The organism is Bradyrhizobium sp. (assembly GCF_047605465.1).
Taxonomy (GTDB): Bacteria; Pseudomonadota; Alphaproteobacteria; order Rhizobiales; family Xanthobacteraceae; genus Bradyrhizobium.
Map to the genome: position 1 here is coordinate 19,962 of NZ_JASGFS010000052.1, position 17,939 is coordinate 37,900.

Annotated in this window: 17 protein-coding genes; 14 read left to right on the top strand and 3 right to left on the bottom strand. The window is 59.9% G+C overall.

The window, feature by feature from the left end; translation table 11 throughout:
• The first annotated feature begins 71 nt into the window (after positions 1-71).
• The 3 genes from QM712_RS27750 (at position 72) to QM712_RS27760 (ending at position 3,495) form a co-directional block, all read left to right on the top strand.
• Positions 72-1,319 (top strand): acyl-CoA dehydrogenase, encoded by a 1,248-nt coding sequence (locus tag QM712_RS27750; RefSeq protein ID WP_415026342.1) that lies wholly within the window; start codon positions 72-74, stop codon positions 1,317-1,319.
• A gap of 107 nt (positions 1,320-1,426) precedes the next feature.
• Positions 1,427-2,671, top strand: a complete 1,245-nt coding sequence (locus QM712_RS27755; RefSeq protein ID WP_415026343.1) for an acyl-CoA dehydrogenase — start codon at positions 1,427-1,429, stop codon at positions 2,669-2,671.
• Between the two features lie 125 nt (positions 2,672-2,796).
• Positions 2,797-3,495 (top strand): nitroreductase, encoded by a 699-nt coding sequence (locus QM712_RS27760; RefSeq protein ID WP_415026344.1) that lies wholly within the window; start codon positions 2,797-2,799, stop codon positions 3,493-3,495.
• 97 nt (positions 3,496-3,592) lie between these two features.
• Here the strand turns inward: QM712_RS27760 and QM712_RS27765 are convergent, their stop codons facing one another.
• Together QM712_RS27765 and QM712_RS27770 are read right to left on the bottom strand one after the other, a co-directional pair.
• Positions 3,593-4,141, bottom strand: coding sequence for a sigma-70 family RNA polymerase sigma factor (locus QM712_RS27765; protein ID WP_018316216.1), 549 nt, complete (start codon positions 4,139-4,141; stop codon positions 3,593-3,595).
• Positions 4,141-4,374 (bottom strand): NepR family anti-sigma factor, encoded by a 234-nt coding sequence (locus QM712_RS27770; RefSeq protein ID WP_415026345.1) that lies wholly within the window; start codon positions 4,372-4,374, stop codon positions 4,141-4,143. Before QM712_RS27770 ends, QM712_RS27765 begins: the two co-directional genes overlap by 1 nt.
• Positions 4,375-4,592: 218 nt before the next feature.
• Here QM712_RS27770 and QM712_RS27775 point away from each other — a divergent pair, with 218 nt between their 5' ends.
• From QM712_RS27775 to QM712_RS27815, 9 genes are all read left to right on the top strand, one after another.
• Complete coding sequence (locus QM712_RS27775) at positions 4,593-5,399, top strand: response regulator (protein WP_415026346.1); 807 nt, start codon at positions 4,593-4,595, stop codon at positions 5,397-5,399.
• A gap of 169 nt (positions 5,400-5,568) precedes the next feature.
• Positions 5,569-6,168 (top strand): nuclear transport factor 2 family protein, encoded by a 600-nt coding sequence (locus tag QM712_RS27780; protein WP_415026347.1) that lies wholly within the window; start codon positions 5,569-5,571, stop codon positions 6,166-6,168.
• A gap of 218 nt (positions 6,169-6,386) precedes the next feature.
• Entirely contained in the window at positions 6,387-7,292 is a 906-nt protein-coding gene (locus QM712_RS27785; protein WP_415026348.1) for an integrase arm-type DNA-binding domain-containing protein, read from the top strand.
• A gap of 110 nt (positions 7,293-7,402) precedes the next feature.
• Positions 7,403-9,292, top strand: coding sequence for a DNA primase family protein (locus QM712_RS27790; RefSeq protein ID WP_415026349.1), 1,890 nt, complete (start codon positions 7,403-7,405; stop codon positions 9,290-9,292).
• A 480-nt stretch (positions 9,293-9,772) separates the two neighbouring features.
• Positions 9,773-10,120 (top strand): hypothetical protein, encoded by a 348-nt coding sequence (locus tag QM712_RS27795; RefSeq protein WP_415026350.1) that lies wholly within the window; start codon positions 9,773-9,775, stop codon positions 10,118-10,120.
• Positions 10,121-11,524: 1,404 nt separating this feature from the next.
• The gene (locus tag QM712_RS27800) at positions 11,525-11,836 is read left to right on the top strand and encodes a hypothetical protein (RefSeq protein WP_415026351.1); all 312 of its coding nucleotides are present in this window, start codon (positions 11,525-11,527) and stop codon (positions 11,834-11,836) included.
• Between the two features lies 1 nt (position 11,837).
• Positions 11,838-12,548, top strand: coding sequence for a hypothetical protein (locus QM712_RS27805; protein ID WP_415026352.1), 711 nt, complete (start codon positions 11,838-11,840; stop codon positions 12,546-12,548).
• 28 nt (positions 12,549-12,576) lie between these two features.
• Entirely contained in the window at positions 12,577-14,031 is a 1,455-nt protein-coding gene (locus QM712_RS27810; protein ID WP_415026353.1) for a hypothetical protein, read from the top strand.
• A gap of 79 nt (positions 14,032-14,110) precedes the next feature.
• Positions 14,111-14,545, top strand: a complete 435-nt coding sequence (locus tag QM712_RS27815) for a hypothetical protein (RefSeq protein ID WP_415026354.1) — start codon at positions 14,111-14,113, stop codon at positions 14,543-14,545.
• A 78-nt stretch (positions 14,546-14,623) separates the two neighbouring features.
• On the opposite strand, the gene QM712_RS27820 is transcribed toward QM712_RS27815, so the two are convergent.
• Positions 14,624-14,914: a hypothetical protein gene (locus tag QM712_RS27820; protein WP_415026355.1), complete on the bottom strand. Its 291-nt coding sequence runs from the start codon at positions 14,912-14,914 to the stop codon at positions 14,624-14,626.
• Between the two features lie 491 nt (positions 14,915-15,405).
• Here QM712_RS27820 and QM712_RS27825 point away from each other — a divergent pair, with 491 nt between their 5' ends.
• Both QM712_RS27825 and htpG read left to right on the top strand, forming a co-directional pair.
• Complete coding sequence (locus tag QM712_RS27825; protein ID WP_415026356.1) at positions 15,406-15,810, top strand: hypothetical protein; 405 nt, start codon at positions 15,406-15,408, stop codon at positions 15,808-15,810.
• Positions 15,811-15,941: 131 nt separating this feature from the next.
• Positions 15,942-17,819, top strand: coding sequence for a molecular chaperone HtpG (gene htpG / locus QM712_RS27830; RefSeq protein ID WP_415026357.1), 1,878 nt, complete (start codon positions 15,942-15,944; stop codon positions 17,817-17,819).
• Positions 17,820-17,939 lie beyond the last annotated feature (120 nt).

Here is a 17,939-nt window from a genome sequence, read left to right on the forward strand (position 1 = left end):
TGATTCGGTAACCTCTGAATTCCGGGTTCGCGCTACGCGCGCCCCGGAATGACAGAATAGAGCAGAGCGCCATGAACTTCGACGACACCCCGCAGGAAGCTGAATTCCGCGCCACCGCCCGCGCGTGGATCGGCGCGAACGCGCCCCGGCAATATGAAGAAGAGCTGCGCAAATCCTCGCTCGGCCGCACCCAGCTCAAGAACGCCAACATCCTCGAGGTCGCCAAGGCCTGGCAGAAGAAGAAGGCCGATGCCGGCTGGGCCTGTCTGCACTGGCCGAAGGAGTATGGCGGCCGCGGCTCGTCTCCGATCGAGCGCGTGATCTGGCAGCAGGAAGAGGGCGCGTTCGGAAAGCTCTCGCACATGTTCATCATCGGCCACGGCATGTGCGGGCCGACCATGATGGCGTTCGCGCGCGAGGACCATAAGCGCACCTATCTGCCGCCGCTTGCCTCCGGCGAGAGGGTCTGGTGCCAGCTCTTCTCCGAGCCCGCCGGCGGATCCGACGTCGCGGGCCTGCGCACGCGCGCGGAGAAGGACGGCGACGACTGGGTCATCAACGGACAGAAGATCTGGACGTCGGGAGCGCATTATTCGGACTACGGCATCCTGCTCACCCGTACCGATCCGACCGTGCCCAAGCACAAGGGCCTCACCATGTTCTTCCTGGACATGAAGAGCCCCGGGGTCGAGGTGCGTCCGATCAAGCAGGCGAGCGGCGCGTCCGACTTCAACGAGGTCTATTTCACCAACGTCCGCATTCCCGACCATCAGCGGCTTGGCGAGGTCGGGGACGGCTGGAACGTCTCGCTGACGACGCTGATGAACGAGCGCATGTCGATCGGCGCGGGCGTATCTACCGGCTTTCCCGAACTGTTCGAATATTGCTCGAGCCTGATGCTCGACGATGGACCCGCGATCGAGGATCGTGCGGTGCGCGCCAAGCTGGCGAATTGGGCCGTGAAGGCGAGCGGGCTGCGCTACACCAGCATGCGTGCGATCTCGGCCTTGTCGAAGGGCGAGCGGCCGGGGCCGGAGAATTCGATCGGCAAGCTGGTGGCGGGCTCCATGATCCAGGACGTCGCGACCTACGCGCTCGACCTGCAAGGCGCGAGCGGCGTGATCAGTGGTCCCGAGGATGCCGAGGTCGCGGGCCGTTTCCAGGCGATGCTGCTGCGTGCGCCGGGCACCCGCGTCGAAGGCGGCACCGACGAGATCATGCGCAACATCATCGCCGAGCGGGTGCTGGGCCTGCCCGGCGACATCCGTGTCGACAAGGACGTGCCGTTCAACAAGATCCCGACGAAGGGACGGAATTAGCCGTCATTCCGGGGCGCCGCGTCGCGGCGAACCCGGAATCAGAAGTTGTGGTTCGAGATTCCGGGTTCGCGCGTCGCGCGCCCCGGAATGACAGAAAGGAAGCCGCCATGAATTTCGACGACACCCCGCAGGAAGCCGCATTCCGCGAGACCGCGCGCAAATGGGTCGATGCCAACGCGCCGAAGGAATTCGAGCAGGAGCTGTCGAAGTCCTCGCTCGGCCGCATCAAGCTGGCGAAGCACGACATGGTCGAGGTCGGCAAGGCCTGGCAGAAGAAGAAGGCGGAAGGCGGCTGGGCCTGCCTTCACTGGCCGAAGGAATATGGCGGGCGCGGCGCCACCCCGATCGAGCGTGTGATCTGGCAGCAGGAGGAGGGCGTCTACGGCAAGCTGACGCAGCCGTTCCAGATCGGCGAGGGTATGTGCGGCCCGACCGTGATGGCCTGGGGCAGCGAGGAGGCCAAGCGCCGCTATCTGCCCAAGCTCGCGTCGGGCGAGGAAATCTGGTGCCAGCTGTTCTCCGAGCCGTCCGCGGGCTCCGATGTCGCCGGGCTCCGCACACGCGCGGAGAAGAAGGGCGACAATTGGGTCGTCAACGGCCAGAAGATCTGGACCTCGGGCGCGCATTACTCCGACTATGGGTTGCTGATCGCGCGCACGGATCCGAACGTGCCCAAGCACAAGGGCCTCACCATGTTCTTCCTGGACATGAAGAGCCCGGGCGTCGAGGTGCGTCCGATCAGGCAGGCCAACGGCATGCAGGAATTCAACGAGGTTTATTTCACCGACGTGGTGATTCCCGACAGCCAGCGGCTCGGTGCCGTCGGCGAGGGGTGGAGCGTGTCGCTGACCACGCTGATGAACGAGCGCATGTCGATCGGCGCGCGCCTCGCGACCGGGGTCCCCGAATTGTTCGAGTTCTGCTCGGACCTGATGCTGGAAGACGGGCTCGCCATCGACGATCCCGCCGTGCGTTCGAAGCTCGCGAACTGGGCGGTGAAATCGAGCGGATTGAAGTATACCAGCTACCGCGCGATTTCGGCCTTGTCCAAGGGCGAGCGGCCGGGTCCTGAAAATTCCATCGGCAAGCTCGTTTCCGGCATGATGCTTCAGGACATTGCCGCCTATGCGATGGACCTCCAGGGTGGAGCCGGTGTTCTCACCGGGACGGACGAGGAGACGGTGCAAGGGCAGTTCCAGCAGATGCTGCTGTCCTCGCCCTCGATGCGCATCGCAGGCGGCACCGACGAAATCCTGCGCAACATCATCGCGGAGCGCGTGCTGGGTCTGCCCGGGGATATTCGCGTTGACAAGGACGTGCCATACAACAAGATCCCGACCAAGGGACGGTGATCTTGCGTCGCGCTTGATCGCGTAGGGTGGGCAAGGCGAAGGTGCCCACCATCTTGCTTCTAGGTACGCTGCTTGGTGGGCGCGGCGCTGCTGCGCCTTCGCCCACCTTACAAGAGAATTGATCCATGGATGCAAAAGTAAGCCAGAAAGACCGCATCGGCGTGCTCGAGGAGCTCCTCAACGAGCGCTATTCCGTGCGCGCCTTCCTGCCGCGGGAAGTCGACCGCGCGACGATCGAGCATGTCTTGAAGACCGCGCAACGCACGGCGTCCTGGTGCAACAGCCAGCCCTGGCAAGTGCTGATCGCCAGCGGCGATGCCAAGGAGCGCTTCCGAAAGGCGATCTACGCGGAGGCGGCGAGCGGTGCCACGGACGACCATGACTTCGCGCCACCCCGCGAATATGTCGGTGTCTATCTCGATCGCCGCCGCGAGAGCGGATTTCAGCTTTACAACACGCTCGGCATTCCCCGCGGCGACAAGATGGCCTACGCCAAGCAGGCCTTGGAGAATTATAATTTCTTCGGTGCGCCGCATGTGGCGATCATTCACACCAACGAGCCGCTCGGCATCTACGGTGCGATCGATTGCGGCGGCTATGTCTCCAATTTCATGCTGGCGGCGCAGGCGCTCGGGCTCGGCACCATTCCGCAGGCCGCGCTTGCGCGTCACTCCGGTCTGATCCGCCGCCACTTCGACCTGCCGGACGATCGCCGGGTCGTTTGCGGCATTTCGTTCGGCTACGCGGACGACGCCCACAAGGTCAACAGCTACCGCACCTCGCGCGCGAGCGTGGCGGACACCGTGACCTTCGTTGACAAGTGATCCTGCTCGCTGACGTCAGCACGCCCTGCGCACGAATGAGGGCGGCCGCGCGAACGGCCGCCCTCATTTTTCGTCTCGATCCGATGGGCGACGGCTATCAGCCGCCGCTGCCGCCGATCACGGCGCGCACCGTCTCGTCAGGCCCGAAATCCTCGGCGCCGTCGACATAGAGCAACGCGGCTAGCTTCGAGCGGGCGCGGTTGACGCGGCTCTTGATCGTTCCGACCGCGCAGCCGCAGATCGAAGCCGCATCCTCGTACGAGAAGCCGGATGCGCCGACCAGGATGAGCGCTTCGCGCTGATCCTGCGGTAGCTTGTCGAGCGCCGTGCGGAACTCCTCGAATTCGAGGTGTGCGTTCTGCGACGGCTGCGTCTTCAGCGTCTTGGCATAATTGCCCTCGGCATCCTCGACCTCGCGCCGCCGCTTGCGATAGTCGGAGCGGAACAGGTTGCGCAGGATCGTGAACAGCCACGCCGGCAGATTGGAGCCGGGCTGGAAAGAGTCAATGTTGGCGAGCGCGCGCAACAATGTCTCTTGCACGAGGTCGTCAGCGCGATCCGCATTGCCGCTCAGCGAGATGGCGAACGCTCGCAGGCTCGGCACGGCGGCAAGGATGTCATTACGAAGGGAGTCCGTGAGAGGCATTAATCCCTCCCATTGTTGTTGTCGTTCGATCCCCCATCAGTTTCCACTTGGGGTGTCGCTCCGGGGGCATCAAGCTTCTTGATCAGTTCCGCGAACCGATCCGGAACCCCTTGCCGTACGACATCGTCATACATGGCGCGCAATTGATGGCCGATCCGGGATTGGATCTCCGGAGTCAGCCCTCCCTTGCCGGGGGTCGTGCTTTTGCTGGCTTGAGACTTGAGATCTTTCATGACCTGTTCCACGTTTCCCCGAGTTAAGCGACTGCAAAATCGAGTAATTTTCTCAACCGGGAGCCGTTCCCTGGTTAGGCTCAATGCGAGGTTCGAGAAAAAGTTCCCGGATTGGCGGAACTTTTCTTGTCCCGAAACGTAATCAGTCCAGTAGGGGAACCCGGGCCTCTCCTCGTTGTGCATGGTTCAAGTTTGGCCCGAAGATGAATGGAGTGGGGATGTCCCGTTCACAGCTTGTTGCTGAGCACTTGCCGTTATTGCGCCGGTATGCCCGTGCCCTGACGGGCAACCAGGCTTCCGGCGACGCCTATGTTGCAGCCATGTTGGAAGCCATGCTGGGGGATCCGTCGGTACTCGACGAGAGCCATGGGCCGCGCGCCGGCCTGTTCCGGCTGTTCACCCAGATATGGAATTCGGTCTCCGTCAACGACGACGCCGAAGTGACCCAGCTGCCGATGCCGCCCGAGCGCCGGCTCTCGAACATCACGCCTCTGCCGCGGCAGGCCTTCCTGCTGCTGTCGCTCGAGGGATTTTCGGAAGAGGAAGTCTCTTACATCCTCGGCACCGACGTCGCGGAGACGCGGCGGCTCGCGGACACCGCGGGACGCGAGATGGCGGCCGAGATCGCCACCGATGTCCTGATCATCGAGGACGAGACCTTCATCGCCATGGACCTCGAGAGCCTGGTGAAGAATCTCGGCCACAACGTCGTCGGCGTCGCGCGGACCCATGCCGACGCGGTGGCGCTGGCCAAGAACAAGCGGCCCGGCCTGATCCTCGCCGACATCCAGCTCGCCGACGGCTCGTCGGGTCTCGATGCCGTCAACGAATTGCTGCGGACCTTCGAGGTGCCGGTGGTGTTCATCACCGCCTATCCGGAGCGCTTCCTCACCGGCGAGCGGCCCGAGCCGGCGTTCCTGATCTCGAAGCCGTTCCAGCCCGCGATGGTGTCGGCGGTCGCCAGCCAGGCGCTGTTCTTCCAGCGCAACTCGCGCAACCGCGCGCCCAAGGCGCCCGCGGCGTGACAACGACGACGGCGCCGTCATAGAGAGCCTGCGGCTTCCATCCGGCCAAAAGACCCGATCCGGCGTGCTCGCAAGGCACGCCGGATTTTTCTTGCGCGCCTGCGGCGCTTGACGGCGGCCGAATTCGCCGCCCATACCTCGTGCATCGGCCCCGATCGGAGATGAGCCCATGGACCCGCAACTGCTCGACCGTCTCGCCATCCGCGACCTCGTCGAGAACTGGGCCGTCTGGCGCGATGCCGGCGATTGGGAGCGCTTCGTCACCGTCTGGCACGAGGACGGCTGGATGTCCGCCACCTGGTTTCAGGGACCGGCGCGGGATTTCATCCGCGTTAGCCAGGAAGGGTTCGCCAAGGGCGTGCGCATCCTGCATTTTCTCGGCGGTACCAGCATCGACCTCTCCGCCGAGCGGGCGATCGCCCAGACCAAGATGACGATCTCGCAGCGGGCGCCGGTGCATGACGTGCTCTGCGACGTCGTCTGCACCGGCCGCTTCTACGATTTCCTGGAAAAGCGGCAGGGCAAATGGGGCATCGTGCGCCGCCAGCCGATCTACGAGAAGGACCGGATCGATCCGGTCGATCCCGCCGCGACACTCAGTCTCGACCAGAAGGCGCTGGCCGCGCTTCCCGAGGGATATCGCCACCTCGCCTACATGCAGGAGCTGATCGGCTACAAGGTCAAGCGCGACATGCCGGGGCTGACCGGCGCCGAAGTCGAAAAGCTCTACGGAGAAGGGCGGGCGTGGCTCGCGGGCAAGGCGAAGTAAACGCCAGACAAGAGTAAGGCGCGACTGGCATCACCCCGACTGTGGAGGGCGTTCAGCTTAGTCCAGAGTAGTCCAGCTCAGTCCATTTTACCCCAATTGTATCAGATACTTAGATCGGGTATTATGTCCATTATAGTTCGGTCGCATTCCAGCGAAAGCGCCCCAAGCCGGGCGCCGATGTTGGTAAGTTTGTTGGTAAGAGCATGGCTAGGCGTGAGTTGCGTAAGCTCGGCACCGCGAAGGAAGTCGAGAAAATCAAAGCAGCCGGACGGCACAGCGGCGGCGGCGGCCTTTGTCTGCTGATTGGCGCCAATGGTGGACGGTCATGGGTGTTTCGATATCGTCGCCCGGGCGGGGGCGGGAATGACCTTGGACTTGGATCAGCCGACAAGGAAGGGGTAAGCCTTGCCGACGCCCGCGAGCGCGCCGACGAGCTTCGCGCGCAGCTCCGCAAGGGCACTGACCCGGCGGCCGAACGCAAGGCAGGCGCGACCGTCAGAACGACGTTCGGCGAGTTCGCGGATGACTTCTTGGAGTCCATCAAGCCGGGTTTTAAGGGGCGTACGACCCACGCCGATTGGAAACGCGACATCGAAGTGCGGGCGGCCAAGCTCCGTCCGAAACAGCTCCCGGATATCACGACAAACGACGTGCTGGCGGTGTTGTCGCCGATTTGGCTCACCATCCCCCGGACGGCGCGCGGGGCGACGTTGCCTCAGCATCTTGCAGGTGTTTACTGGGCGAAGCTTGACACATACCGGAGCGTGCTCAGGAATTTTGTGCCGCGTGGGTTCCTAGTCTACCGCGTCGCGCGTAAGTCGTCCCATCCTACAGCCATCATGGAGTTGCGCCCGGACGAGCAAGGCGTTCCTCGCTATCAGGACATCGGTCAATTGGCGGACGGTAACGACGGTAGGGGATATGTTGCGGAAGCCCACGGGCGCTTTGGTGTTGCGCCGAGCGCGTCCGATCTTGCGTGGCTTGCTGCACGGCTCGCGGCTACCGGGCGCTGGTTGGCCCTTGTTAAGGAGGAGGGCGACGACGTTAGCCCGCAAACAATGTTGCTAATGACCGCGTTTGCCCCTGCCGAATTCGTCTTTGAGGGCGAGGCCGACTTCGGCTAGGGCATCGTACGAAAGGCGTTCCGTCGCCTGCGCGACGGACTGAGACAGTCTCGAAAAGAAAGACGGCCGTCGGTGCGGGCAAGCACGGACGGCCGAGAGGAGATTGTCAGATGAATACCGAACAGAAAATCACGTCCGCAAAGGGCCCTCAAGTAACGATTGGGGCGGCCTTGCTTCAGCTCCAAAGTCCTACGTTCGCGGTGTCCATCGTCGCCGACGATGAATCGATCTATGAAGTGGAACCGAATTTCGACTTCGGGCCGCCTCCGCGTTATGGCTGGGACAACGCGGTTGATGTTGCGGAGGCCAAGCGCCTTTGCCAAGGCTTGGCCTATGCTCCTGTAGACAACGCACTGGGCCGTCGCATCGTTTTTGACCTTGCGATTGACCTTCGGGACATGGGCATCTCCAAAGCGATGGCGGTGGATTTGATTCACACCTATTGCACCAGCCCGCTCACGAAGGGAGACGTAAACGAGCAGTGCCATTACGCTTACTTGGGCGCACGCACGGAGCCGGGAGTGACGAGCAGCGTCCCTTATGCCAACGCGGCCAATGCTGCGGCAATCGGGGGCGCATGGCCCGCTGCGTCGGATGTTGATCTTCCAATCGTCTGGCCTAAGCCGCTCTTGTATCAAGGCAAGGACAACGCCAGCAGAAGTGCGGAGACGTTCTTAGCAGACCGGCCGGGAAAGCTCATTTCGTCAGACGGCGCGTCGTACACGCTGGAGGGCAACTGCGTCTGGCGAACGCTTGAAGACGATGAGTTGGCGGCCGAAATCCGCGCAACTGATCCGACGAATGTTTTGGACGTTGGCAAGATTTACCTGATGGTCAAGGCCATCCATTTGGCTCGCTTCACAAAAGCGCGCCCCTTCGAATGGATCGATAAGCCCGCCGACGCGCCGGAGCCCACCGACTTGGTGCTTGCGGCGAACGGAATCCTAGATGCAAACACCGGAGCATTGGTTCCCCACGATGGCCGTTACTTCGCGACCGGCGTGCCCGTTTGGGAGTGCGATCCCGACGCGACCTGTCCGCTTTGGCTTGAAAAACTTGGCGAATGGTTACACCCATCCTTCCATGCCACGCTCCAAGAGTTCATGGGGTATCTGCTGACTTCAGACACCTCCATTGAAGTCCTGTTGGCGATGATGGGAGCCAAGCGCGGTGGCAAGGGCACGATTACCAAGGTCATGCAGGCGCTGGTGGGTAAGCATCATCATGCATCGGTGACGCTCAACGATCTTGGCAGCGACTTCGGCTTGGCTGGTTTGATGGATAAGCGCGCGGTGTTTATCCCGGACGCGCACGACACGAAACATCCGGCCGCCGCAATCGAGCGCATCAAGTCCATTACCGGCAACGACGAGTTGTCAGTAAACCGGAAGAATCAGGCCATGTTGTCGGTCCGGATTCCCGCAAAGATCGTCTTGGTCGCAAATAAGCATCCAAAATTCTTGGACGAGTCTGGAGCGCTCGCAGACCGCGAATTGGTTCTGATCTTCGAGTCCTCCTTCGCAAAGGTGAAAGACACAGAGCTTGGCAACAAGCTACGGGCGGAATGGCCTGGCATTGCCAATTGGGCGTTAGAAGGACTTCGCCGCCTGCGCAGCAATGGCAATCGCTTCACGGTGGGTGAGCGGGGACGAAAAGCCCAACAGGAGCTTGCAGAGGCGCAGAGCCCTGCGCTGCGCTTTGCGAACGAATGCATGATCGTGACGGGCGACCAAGCAGACGCCGTGCCGTTGGCCGTTGCGTTTGAAGCTTATGAGCATTGGGCGTTGCACGTCGAAGGCATGTCCGGCCGCGAGAAGCGCAACCGAGCCGACTTCAGGGCCGATCTAATCGCTGCGCTTGGCGAGTGCGGTGTTCGGTTCGATTCCAAGATGGCCCGGCGCTGGCGTGATCCCAGAATTGGATCGACCCATGGGGGCGGCTCGGTGATGCGCCGCTGGTTCACTGGAGTCAAAGTCCGGCAGAAAGCCCCCTGCGACTGACTCGATTGGTCGTGCAAGGTTGTTTGAACCCGAAACTGGCATGCCGCAATAATGCTACCGCCAAAGAGCCATCGTGATCAGATAGAGGTATTATAGTAGCTGTAACGACCTTGTTACACGAATTTTGATGGGATCATGATGAGATTTTGATGATTTCATTGACCTTGGCCGGGGAGCGGCGTATGTAGGCGATGTCGATAAGCGACCGGACCGCAATTCCGCGATCCGCAACATGAAGAGGAGAAAGCACATGAGCCATCAGACAATTCATCTGGAAACAAAGCTCATCGGCATCAACGGCCAGAATTGTTTCCGAGAATCCTAACTTTGCCCCTCCTATGGAGAGCGTCAGCTCTTCAGCCGTGTGGACTAACGAACAGTGAGTTCGTCAGAAGTCGCTCCACGGGAGATAGGAATTGCAAGAGCTGATGCGTGAGTTCTGACGACTCGCTACCCGGAGGGTAGGCGATGCGTCGGCGAGTGAAGGTCGGTAAGGCTTTCGAATTGTCAGTCACGAGCGTTGACTCAACGCCCGCTGCTGAGAAGTCGGAAAGCAAGGAGCTTCGGCAGCGCCGCTCGCTTGCGGTAGGGCAGGAGTTCGATATTGAAAACGTCGAGCTTTCCGAGGCGATCACTCGCTCCCGGATAGTTTGGGTTGTGTTCGGGACGATCGCCGCTTTCCTAATGGGATCTGCCGCGCTCGGCTTGTACAAGGGTGAATTCAGCGCACTTCAGGCGGTCTGGAGTGCGACCGCGCCGGTGTACGGCGCCATCGCTGGCTATTTCTTCTCGCGACAGGGCGACAACAAGAGCCGGCGCAAGAGGTAGACGGTAGCGTTATGGGAAGTGCGGACAAGACCCGAAGGGTTCAGATGGAGCTTAGTCAAAGCTCGTTTGAGCGCTTGAATAGGCTAAAAGATCTTGTGGAAGCTCCTTCGTATACGGAGGTCATGAAGGATGCTCTGCGCCTTTATGAATACGTGATTCAAAAAGATAGCGAAGGGTCGAACTTTCTCGTGCGATCCAAGGACGGTGACTTGGCAGAGATTAAGATCTTTGCCTGAGGGGCCGATACAGTCCGGCCACTAGTACGTTTTTCAAAACCATCAAAACAGAAGCTAGCGCCCGCATTTTTGCGGCTGCGCACGGAATTTGTGCGCTCCTTGTTGCTGATGTGTTGCCGCAGCGGATCAACGCCTAAGCGACTGAGATTGCGGCGGGAACGACCGTTTGTTGCGGTGTTGCCGCTTTTTTTCAGACTGGCTGGCGTTTGCGCTTATTACCTACGCGATACCAACCAACAGTGTAGCAGCTCAGTGATGTGAGCTTCACAATCGACTTTAGTCTTTGAGCCGCAACATGACAACAAATGGCGGAAAGGACTTATAGATCAACGCATTTGATGTTGCCGTAAGCAGCAACAAAACGACAACACTAGTCTGAAACGGCAACACTTGGGACCGCAGCAGCTCGCCGCGTCGCTTGAAAGCGGAATGTATTAGAGATCCATACACGCCCTCAAATCACTTCGATTGCCCCCGCAGCTACCTTCCAGCGTTTGCGCAATGAGGGCAGAACGGAGGCGCCGTGGTCGGCCAGCAACAAATTAATTTGGAGAGGCTTAGGGTATACCCCCCGGCCCGGTTCAATTAACCATTTCTGATAAAACGTATTTTAAAGAACGGCGTCGCTATTTTTAAAATCGCGCCTTGGGAGCGTCGTGGCATCTGCCGCGCGCCTTGGAAAATAAAGCTTCGCTCGATTCTCTATTTTTGAAAACAGCGTCCGAGACCGCAGATTCGGTGCCGCATCACGAATGATGCGCCTATTGCAAGCCTTTCCGTCATCCGCTTTCCTCGTTGCAGAAGATAACAACAGAGGAGCTGACAACAAATGTTTAGAGCTGAGATTCATTCGGTAACTGCCGATGGCGACCGACTTGCATTTTTGGGGCGTCGTTACAAAACCAAGCGGGGATGTTCGGCCGACGCTAAACGGCGGTGCGAGAAGATGCGTCGGTGGGCTTCGCGCCGGTTCAGTCCCGAGCGGCGGCCTCGTTTCGGATTTGAGGTCTGCGCAGTCGCGCCAGACGTGGGTTGACTGCTGTGCGACGCCACGACGCACGTGTGGCGCTACGGTACCTCAGACTTATCCCCATGCTCTCTTTTGTCTTGGCAGCGGCTGCGACTCAACAGAGAATACTATCTTTCCATTAATGGTTGCGAGGTGGGAATGGCTAGGGCCGAGCCGAGCGGCATTTCGTTGACTGATGTTGACGCTGCTATCGTCAAGGGCATGCTTGCGCGAGGCGACAGGCAGCACGATATCGCAGCATGGTTTGGCGTAAACGGCGGTCGAATTGGCGATATATCGACTGGCGCAAAGTTTGCGAACGTGGCTGCCGCTCCACACGAGAAGTTGCCGCCTCCCGGACCGTATTTGACCGGGCGCGATGCTCATGCAGCCGTGATTGCGTTAGAAGCAGCTGCGGAAACGATCAACGCGGCGCTGTCGCTGATCCGAGAGCGTGCGACGGAAAGTTAGCGTGACAGAGGCAGAGCTGATCGCGGCGCTCGACAAGATCAAAGCGATCATGGTTTCTGTCGCAACCACGGATCGAAAGATCCCAACTGTCGAGTCGCAATTCGTTAGAATGCACGATGAGGCGGACCGGGCGTTGAGAGAAAGAGGGATAGAAGGTGGTTTGCCCTATAGATCTCTTTGGGACTGGTACGGCAGATGGAGCCAAGGAAACCTTCCGACTTATCAATCAAGGCGAACGTTTCTGAATGAGCGGTTTGACGAGTTACAGAAGCGCCTTCTTGGAAAGCCGGGACAACAGTACGAGCCGACCGGATGGGCGCGGGTAGATCGCACCGTCACCGAAATGAAGCGGCAGTTGTCGGCCGCTAAAACCGAGGAGCAGTTCCAGAATATAGGTCTGCTGGGCCGCGAGTTACTTATATCAGCCGCACAACAAGTTTTTGACGCTGAGCGCCATCCCACGCTTGACGGTGTTAAGGCAAGCTCCACTGACGCAAAACGAATGCTCGAAGCGTATATTGCCGTTGAGCTTGTTGGCGGTGCCAATGAGTATGTGCGGAAACACGCGAAAGCTGCTCTCGAACTGGCAGTTCAACTTCAGCACAAGCGGACGGCGACATTTAAGGACGCTGCCATTTGCGTGGAGGCAGCCACTTCAGTGGTGAGTGTCATCGCAATAATTGCGGGGCTTCGTAACCCGACCGAGGGTTAAAAAGCCTTCTACGACCAAGAAAGATATCATGAGGGTTTCGCAGCACTACGGCTTAGGCCGGACACAGGCGACCATGGACTTTGTTGACGTCGATATCGTGAACGATACTCCTGTATTTCTCAGCCCGAAGGCGTTGACGATGCTGCCATCGGAGTTTGGTGATGAGTGTGTCCATTTAGTTCAGAACTTTTTCCAAACTGTTTTGGACCACATACGGGGAGGTCGAAACCAACAGGCTGAAGCATTGCTCCGAGAACTTCGCGAGCCGAACGAAACGCGGCTGGGACTTTCTAGCGGGAAAGCGCAAGGCCATGCGCTAGGTAGCGGGTCAGCGCATAATGTGTGGGAATCGCTAAGCCAGAGCGAGGCCGCAAAAAGTGGTTTGCTCGAAGATTTGGAAGATACCGTCCTGATGATTGAAGGCATCTCGGTGGACATTGTTTCCGACATTACCACCAACATAATTCGCGCTCCGTTAATTCGTTACACGCAGCGCATGTGTGAGCAGTACGAAATTCCGATGTCGCCCGGCGTCGATTCGGGGCCGCTTTGGAACCCAATCGAAAAGCGCTGGTATTCGGAGTTTGTCGAACTTCCTATAGCCGGAAGCGGCCGTTTGATGTTCGTACCAAAGGTTCTCGTGCGAACCCACCTTCAGTACGACGCTGGCGAATACTTCCGGCATTTTTTGCTAACGCGCATGCAACAGGCAGAGCTTGCTGCAAACACGGAGCTCGTTGAGATCGTAAAGTCCGGCAAGGGTAAGCGGGCGCGGACTCGGAAGAGGGTGACTAAAAAAGCACTTCTCGGCAAGTATGGCACCGGCAAGAAAGCAATCGTGACGGAGACGCGAAAGCATCCCGAAGCCCTCGCTACATATAAGGCGTTGAAGCGCGACGAAAAGCACTTGCCGCTAACGCTTGAAGATATGTCGAGTTTAGAGGGGGCCGCGGAGACTGATTGGGCCGCATTGTTGCAGGCCGTGCGAAGCGTGCCGACAGGGCAGACAGATTCCGGACGTTACGAAAAAGCCGTTGAAGGCATTCTGAGCGCGTTGTTCTACCCCAATCTGACCAATCCGAACGTACAGCACGAAATTCATAATGGCCGAAAACGGATCGATATTACGTATACGAACATGGCCGTCCACGGCTTCTTCAAGTGGCTGGCTACCCACTATTCGTCGGCGCACGTGTTCGTGGAATGCAAGAATTACGGCAAAGAGGTTGGAAATCCCGAGCTAGACCAGATTTCGGGTAGGTTCTCGCCGAGTAGAGGGCAGGTGGGAATTCTTGTGTGTCGCCAATTTCAGAACAAGGCATTGTTCGTGCAACGTTGTGCCGACACGGCCAGAGACTCGCGCGGATTCGTGATCGCTCTCGATGATGATGATTTAGCGTCCTTGACTGAATCTCGATCTAGCGACCAGCTCTTCGCTGAATGGAAATTGCTCCGAAGCAGATTTGATGCCCTGATTAACTGAACTCTTCGACTGTACGAAATGTCTCGGGAGGCACGTGGTGCGGGTAAAAATACACACGCGATATACCGGCTATTTCGTCATGAACCTCCAAGCAATCGAAACGGCCATCCGGGCCTTTCTTCAATGTCGGGACGGTCAGGATCTTGTCTTCCCTCGTCCGGGCGAGGCCGAGGTCGATGAAACTTGGCTGACAAAGTTTGCTTATTTTGGGCCGCTCGTAAGCGAGTTCAACGACTCGTTGGACGCTGGCTTCGAGCAAGAGAACTTCACTCTGGACAAGAAGATCGTTGATTTAAGAAACGCGTTTGCGCACGGACGATTGTTCACGGACTTCGAGAAATTTCCTGCGCGGCTGTGGAAATTTGGCACCAAAAATAGCAATGGAAAAATTCTTGTTGAGTTTTCCGAGTTGCTTACGCCAGAGTGGCTCTTGAAAAATCACAATTTCGCTGCGCGCGAATACGGAAAGGTGCTGCGCTGTTTCAAAAGGCGAAAGTATAAGGGGCTGCGCTAAGCTCGGCAGAGACATAAGTTCTGGCGGGCCCGTCGGATCAGTGCCGTTGTGAGGCAATCTGAACCAGCCGACGTGAGCTTAAGCAGCGGCTTCTCCGTATTGGGCGAACACCCCTACTTCGGTCGCGCCGGGAGTGTAAGCCACATTGGCGGCGGCTTCCAACTCGGCGCGATTGTTGAGAAGCGCGGCATTGATGCGCGAAGACATAATGAAGGGGAAGCCGATCGAGACCTTCACCGCATTGCCCTGCACGTCGTCGGCGATCCACACCACGAAGACCGGATAGCCGAGGTGTTCGGGCCTGTATTCGAGATTGGATTCGTCGTCGGCAGCGGGGCGACCACCGGGGTAGTTGCGAAGCTTGAGCACGGTCGAATCTCCTTAGAAAACTAAGTCAAATTTACCACTGGAGGTTCGGCAGGAGACGCGGTTCCTTAACTGGTTGGCTCCGCGGGCTGGCCAAGGGCTCTAAATGCGGATGTTTCCGGTCCCGACCCAATCTCCATGCGGGCATGCGTTGGGATTCTTAATTCTTAGGCGGCGAGCGTGCCGGATTGGAGCCGGCCGTTGTTGGTAAAAATGTTGGTAAGTGCCCTAGAATAATACGTATTTTCGCAGAAAAAAGTAAGGCGCGACTGGCATCACCACAGCCGCGCCCTACGTCGCCGGCTTATGGGGCAGGGGGGAATAGCCGGCTGTTGAGACGACTCGCTGGAGCTGGACTCGTTCCAGGCCGTTGCGAATTTTTTCGCACGTCGCGATTTTTTTCGCACACGGTTAAGTGATCTTAACTGCCGAGAACTCCCGGTCCTGTCGTCGCGTTGTTCCCGCGATCGCCATGGGGCGAGGGACCGACACTCATGCCACAGATTCAAAAGGTATTTTTGAGCGCCGTCGCCGTTGCGGCAACTCTTGGCGCCGTGCAATTGGCCTTTGGCCATGATCTCGCGGACCGCTGGCAGGCGGTTGCCGACAAGCCCGGCCACGTGGCGACCGGCAATGTCGTCAATCGTTCCGGCAAGGCCGATCGGCTCGCCGAAACGAAGTCCGTCGCCAATCCGACCCGCACCGTGTCGATGCGCCTGAACGATCTGGCCGACACGTCGGTGCTGCTCCGCGTCCCCGCGGCCGTCGAGACCGGCAACGCGCGGCCTCCGATGCTGCTGCAGAAGTCCGGCCGCAAGCCGACCGTCGCCTGCGAGCCGATGGTCAGCTCGCTGACCGAGGTCGCCAAGCTGCTGCAGCCCGGCCGCTGCGTGACCTGATCGTTCGTCCCGCCGCCGGTACGACGCCTCTCCCCGTCGCAGGGGGAGGCTCCGGCGCGATGTCCTCTTGATCCCCCGTCTCATCTCGTTATATCCCGGGTTTCTTCCCTTGCTTTTGACCGGGTAAACGCATGACGACGTCAGATACGGCTGTGTATACGCAGCCATTCCAGGCCGAGGTTTCCGAACTGCTGCACCTGATGGTGCACTCCGTCTATTCGGAAACCGACATCTTCCTGCGCGAGCTCGTTTCCAACGCCTCGGATGCCTGCGACAAGCTGCGCTACGAGGCGATCGCCAACCCGGCGCTGCTGGGCGAGGGCGACGCCCTCAATATCCGCATCATCCCGAACAAGGCGGCGGGGACGCTGACGATTGCCGACAACGGCATCGGCATGGAGCGGCAGGAGCTGATCGACCATCTCGGGACCATCGCGCGCTCCGGCACCAAGGCCTTCGTCTCGAAGCTGAGGGAAGCCAAGGACGGCCTCGGCTTGATCGGTCAGTTCGGCGTCGGCTTCTATTCCGCCTTCATGGTCGCCGACCGGATCGTCGTCGTCAGCCGCCGCGCCGGCGAGAGCGACGTCTGGACCTGGACGTCGTCCGGCGGTTCGGTCTTCGAGATCGCGCGCGCCGGCGAGGACGATGCAGCGCGCGTGACACGCGGCACCGAGATCGTCCTCCACCTCAAGGACGACGCCAGGAAATATCTCGAGACTTACGAGATCGAGCGCATCGTCGGCGCCTATTCCGACAACATCCTCTTCCCCATCGAACTCGTCCCCGAGGAGGGCGAGCCGCGCCAGATCAATTCGGCCAGCGCGCTGTGGCAGCGCTCGAAATCCGAGCTGACGGCGGACGACTACAAGAAGGCCTATCAGCAAATCGCGTCCGCCTTCGACGATCCCGCGATGACGCTGCACTATCGCGCCGAGGGCCGTTACTCCTACGCCGTGCTGCTGTTCGCGCCGTCGACCAAGCCGTTCGACCTGTTCGAGCCCTCGCGCAAGGGGCGCGTCAAGCTCTATGTCCGGCGCGTCTTCATCACGGATGATGCCGACCTGCTGCCCGGCTACCTGCGCTTCGTCCGCGGCGTCGTCGACAGCGAGGACCTGCCGCTCAACATCTCGCGCGAGATGCTCCAGAACAATCCGCAGCTCGCACAGATTCGCAAGGCCGTGGCCACGCGCGTCGTCAACGAGCTCGAAAGCCTGGCCGACAAGGACGCGGAGAATTTCGCGAAGATCTGGGACGCATTCGGTTCGGTGCTGAAGGAAGGCATTTACGAGGATTTCGAGCGGCGCGAAAAGCTGCTCGCGCTGTCGCGCTTCACCACCACCTCCGGCGAGAACCGCTCGCTGAAGCAGGTCGTCGCCGATTTCAAGCCGAACCAGACCGAGATCTACTATCTCGTCGGCGACAGCATCGAGCGGTTGAAGTCCAGTCCGCGGCTCGAGGCCGCCGCCGCGCGCGGCATCGAGGTGCTGCTGCTGTCCGATCCCGTCGATGCGTTCTGGACCTCGATGTCGACGGAGTTCGAGGGCAAGCCGCTGAAATCGTTGAGCCAGGGCGACCTCAATCTCGACCTGATCCCGCGTGTCGACGAGAATGACGAGGCCAAGAAGGACGAACCGGCCGCGGACGAGGCTGCCACCATCGCGGTGATCAAGGCCGCGCTCGGGGAGCGCGTCAGCGACGTGAAGGCCTCGACGCGCCTCACCAGCTCCGCCTCCTGCCTCGTCGCCGACAGCCAGGGCCCGAGCCGCGAGCTCGAGCGCATCCTGGCCCAGCAGAACAGGGGCATGCGGACCAAGCCGATCCTGGAGATCAATCTGCGCCACCCGATGGTGGTCGCGATCACCAAGGCCCAGGCCGGCTCCAAGGCCGTCGACGATCTCAGCCTGCTGCTGCTCGAACAGGCGCAGATTCTGGACGGCGAGTTGCCGGAAGACCCGGCCGCATTCGCCGCACGGCTGAACCGGCTCGTGCTGCAGGGGCTCGGTGGGTAGGGCGCCGCAGGCGACTTCATTTGCCGCCTGCTCCGCTGCTATATTTCCCTCACCTTGCCGTCATCCGCACCCAGGAACAGTCGCCTCCGTCGCGGTGTTGTGCCATAGGGTGCCGTCGGC

What these genes read in the sequence shown, in the direction of transcription:
- QM712_RS27750 (WP_415026342.1), top strand. Translation starts at nt 72, where the DNA reads ATGAACTTCGACGACACCCCGCAGGAAGCTGAATTCCGCGCCACCGCC.
- QM712_RS27755 (WP_415026343.1), top strand. Translation starts at nt 1,427, where the DNA reads ATGAATTTCGACGACACCCCGCAGGAAGCCGCATTCCGCGAGACCGCG.
- QM712_RS27760 (WP_415026344.1), top strand. Translation starts at nt 2,797, where the DNA reads ATGGATGCAAAAGTAAGCCAGAAAGACCGCATCGGCGTGCTCGAGGAG.
- QM712_RS27765 (WP_018316216.1), bottom strand. Translation starts at nt 4,141, where the DNA reads ATGCCTCTCACGGACTCCCTTCGTAATGACATCCTTGCCGCCGTGCCG.
- QM712_RS27770 (WP_415026345.1), bottom strand. Translation starts at nt 4,374, where the DNA reads ATGAAAGATCTCAAGTCTCAAGCCAGCAAAAGCACGACCCCCGGCAAG.
- QM712_RS27775 (WP_415026346.1), top strand. Translation starts at nt 4,593, where the DNA reads ATGTCCCGTTCACAGCTTGTTGCTGAGCACTTGCCGTTATTGCGCCGG.
- QM712_RS27780 (WP_415026347.1), top strand. Translation starts at nt 5,569, where the DNA reads ATGGACCCGCAACTGCTCGACCGTCTCGCCATCCGCGACCTCGTCGAG.
- QM712_RS27790 (WP_415026349.1), top strand. Translation starts at nt 7,403, where the DNA reads ATGAATACCGAACAGAAAATCACGTCCGCAAAGGGCCCTCAAGTAACG.
- QM712_RS27800 (WP_415026351.1), top strand. Translation starts at nt 11,525, where the DNA reads ATGGCTAGGGCCGAGCCGAGCGGCATTTCGTTGACTGATGTTGACGCT.
- QM712_RS27810 (WP_415026353.1), top strand. Translation starts at nt 12,577, where the DNA reads ATGAGGGTTTCGCAGCACTACGGCTTAGGCCGGACACAGGCGACCATG.
- QM712_RS27815 (WP_415026354.1), top strand. Translation starts at nt 14,111, where the DNA reads ATGAACCTCCAAGCAATCGAAACGGCCATCCGGGCCTTTCTTCAATGT.
- QM712_RS27825 (WP_415026356.1), top strand. Translation starts at nt 15,406, where the DNA reads ATGCCACAGATTCAAAAGGTATTTTTGAGCGCCGTCGCCGTTGCGGCA.
- htpG (WP_415026357.1), top strand. Translation starts at nt 15,942, where the DNA reads ATGACGACGTCAGATACGGCTGTGTATACGCAGCCATTCCAGGCCGAG.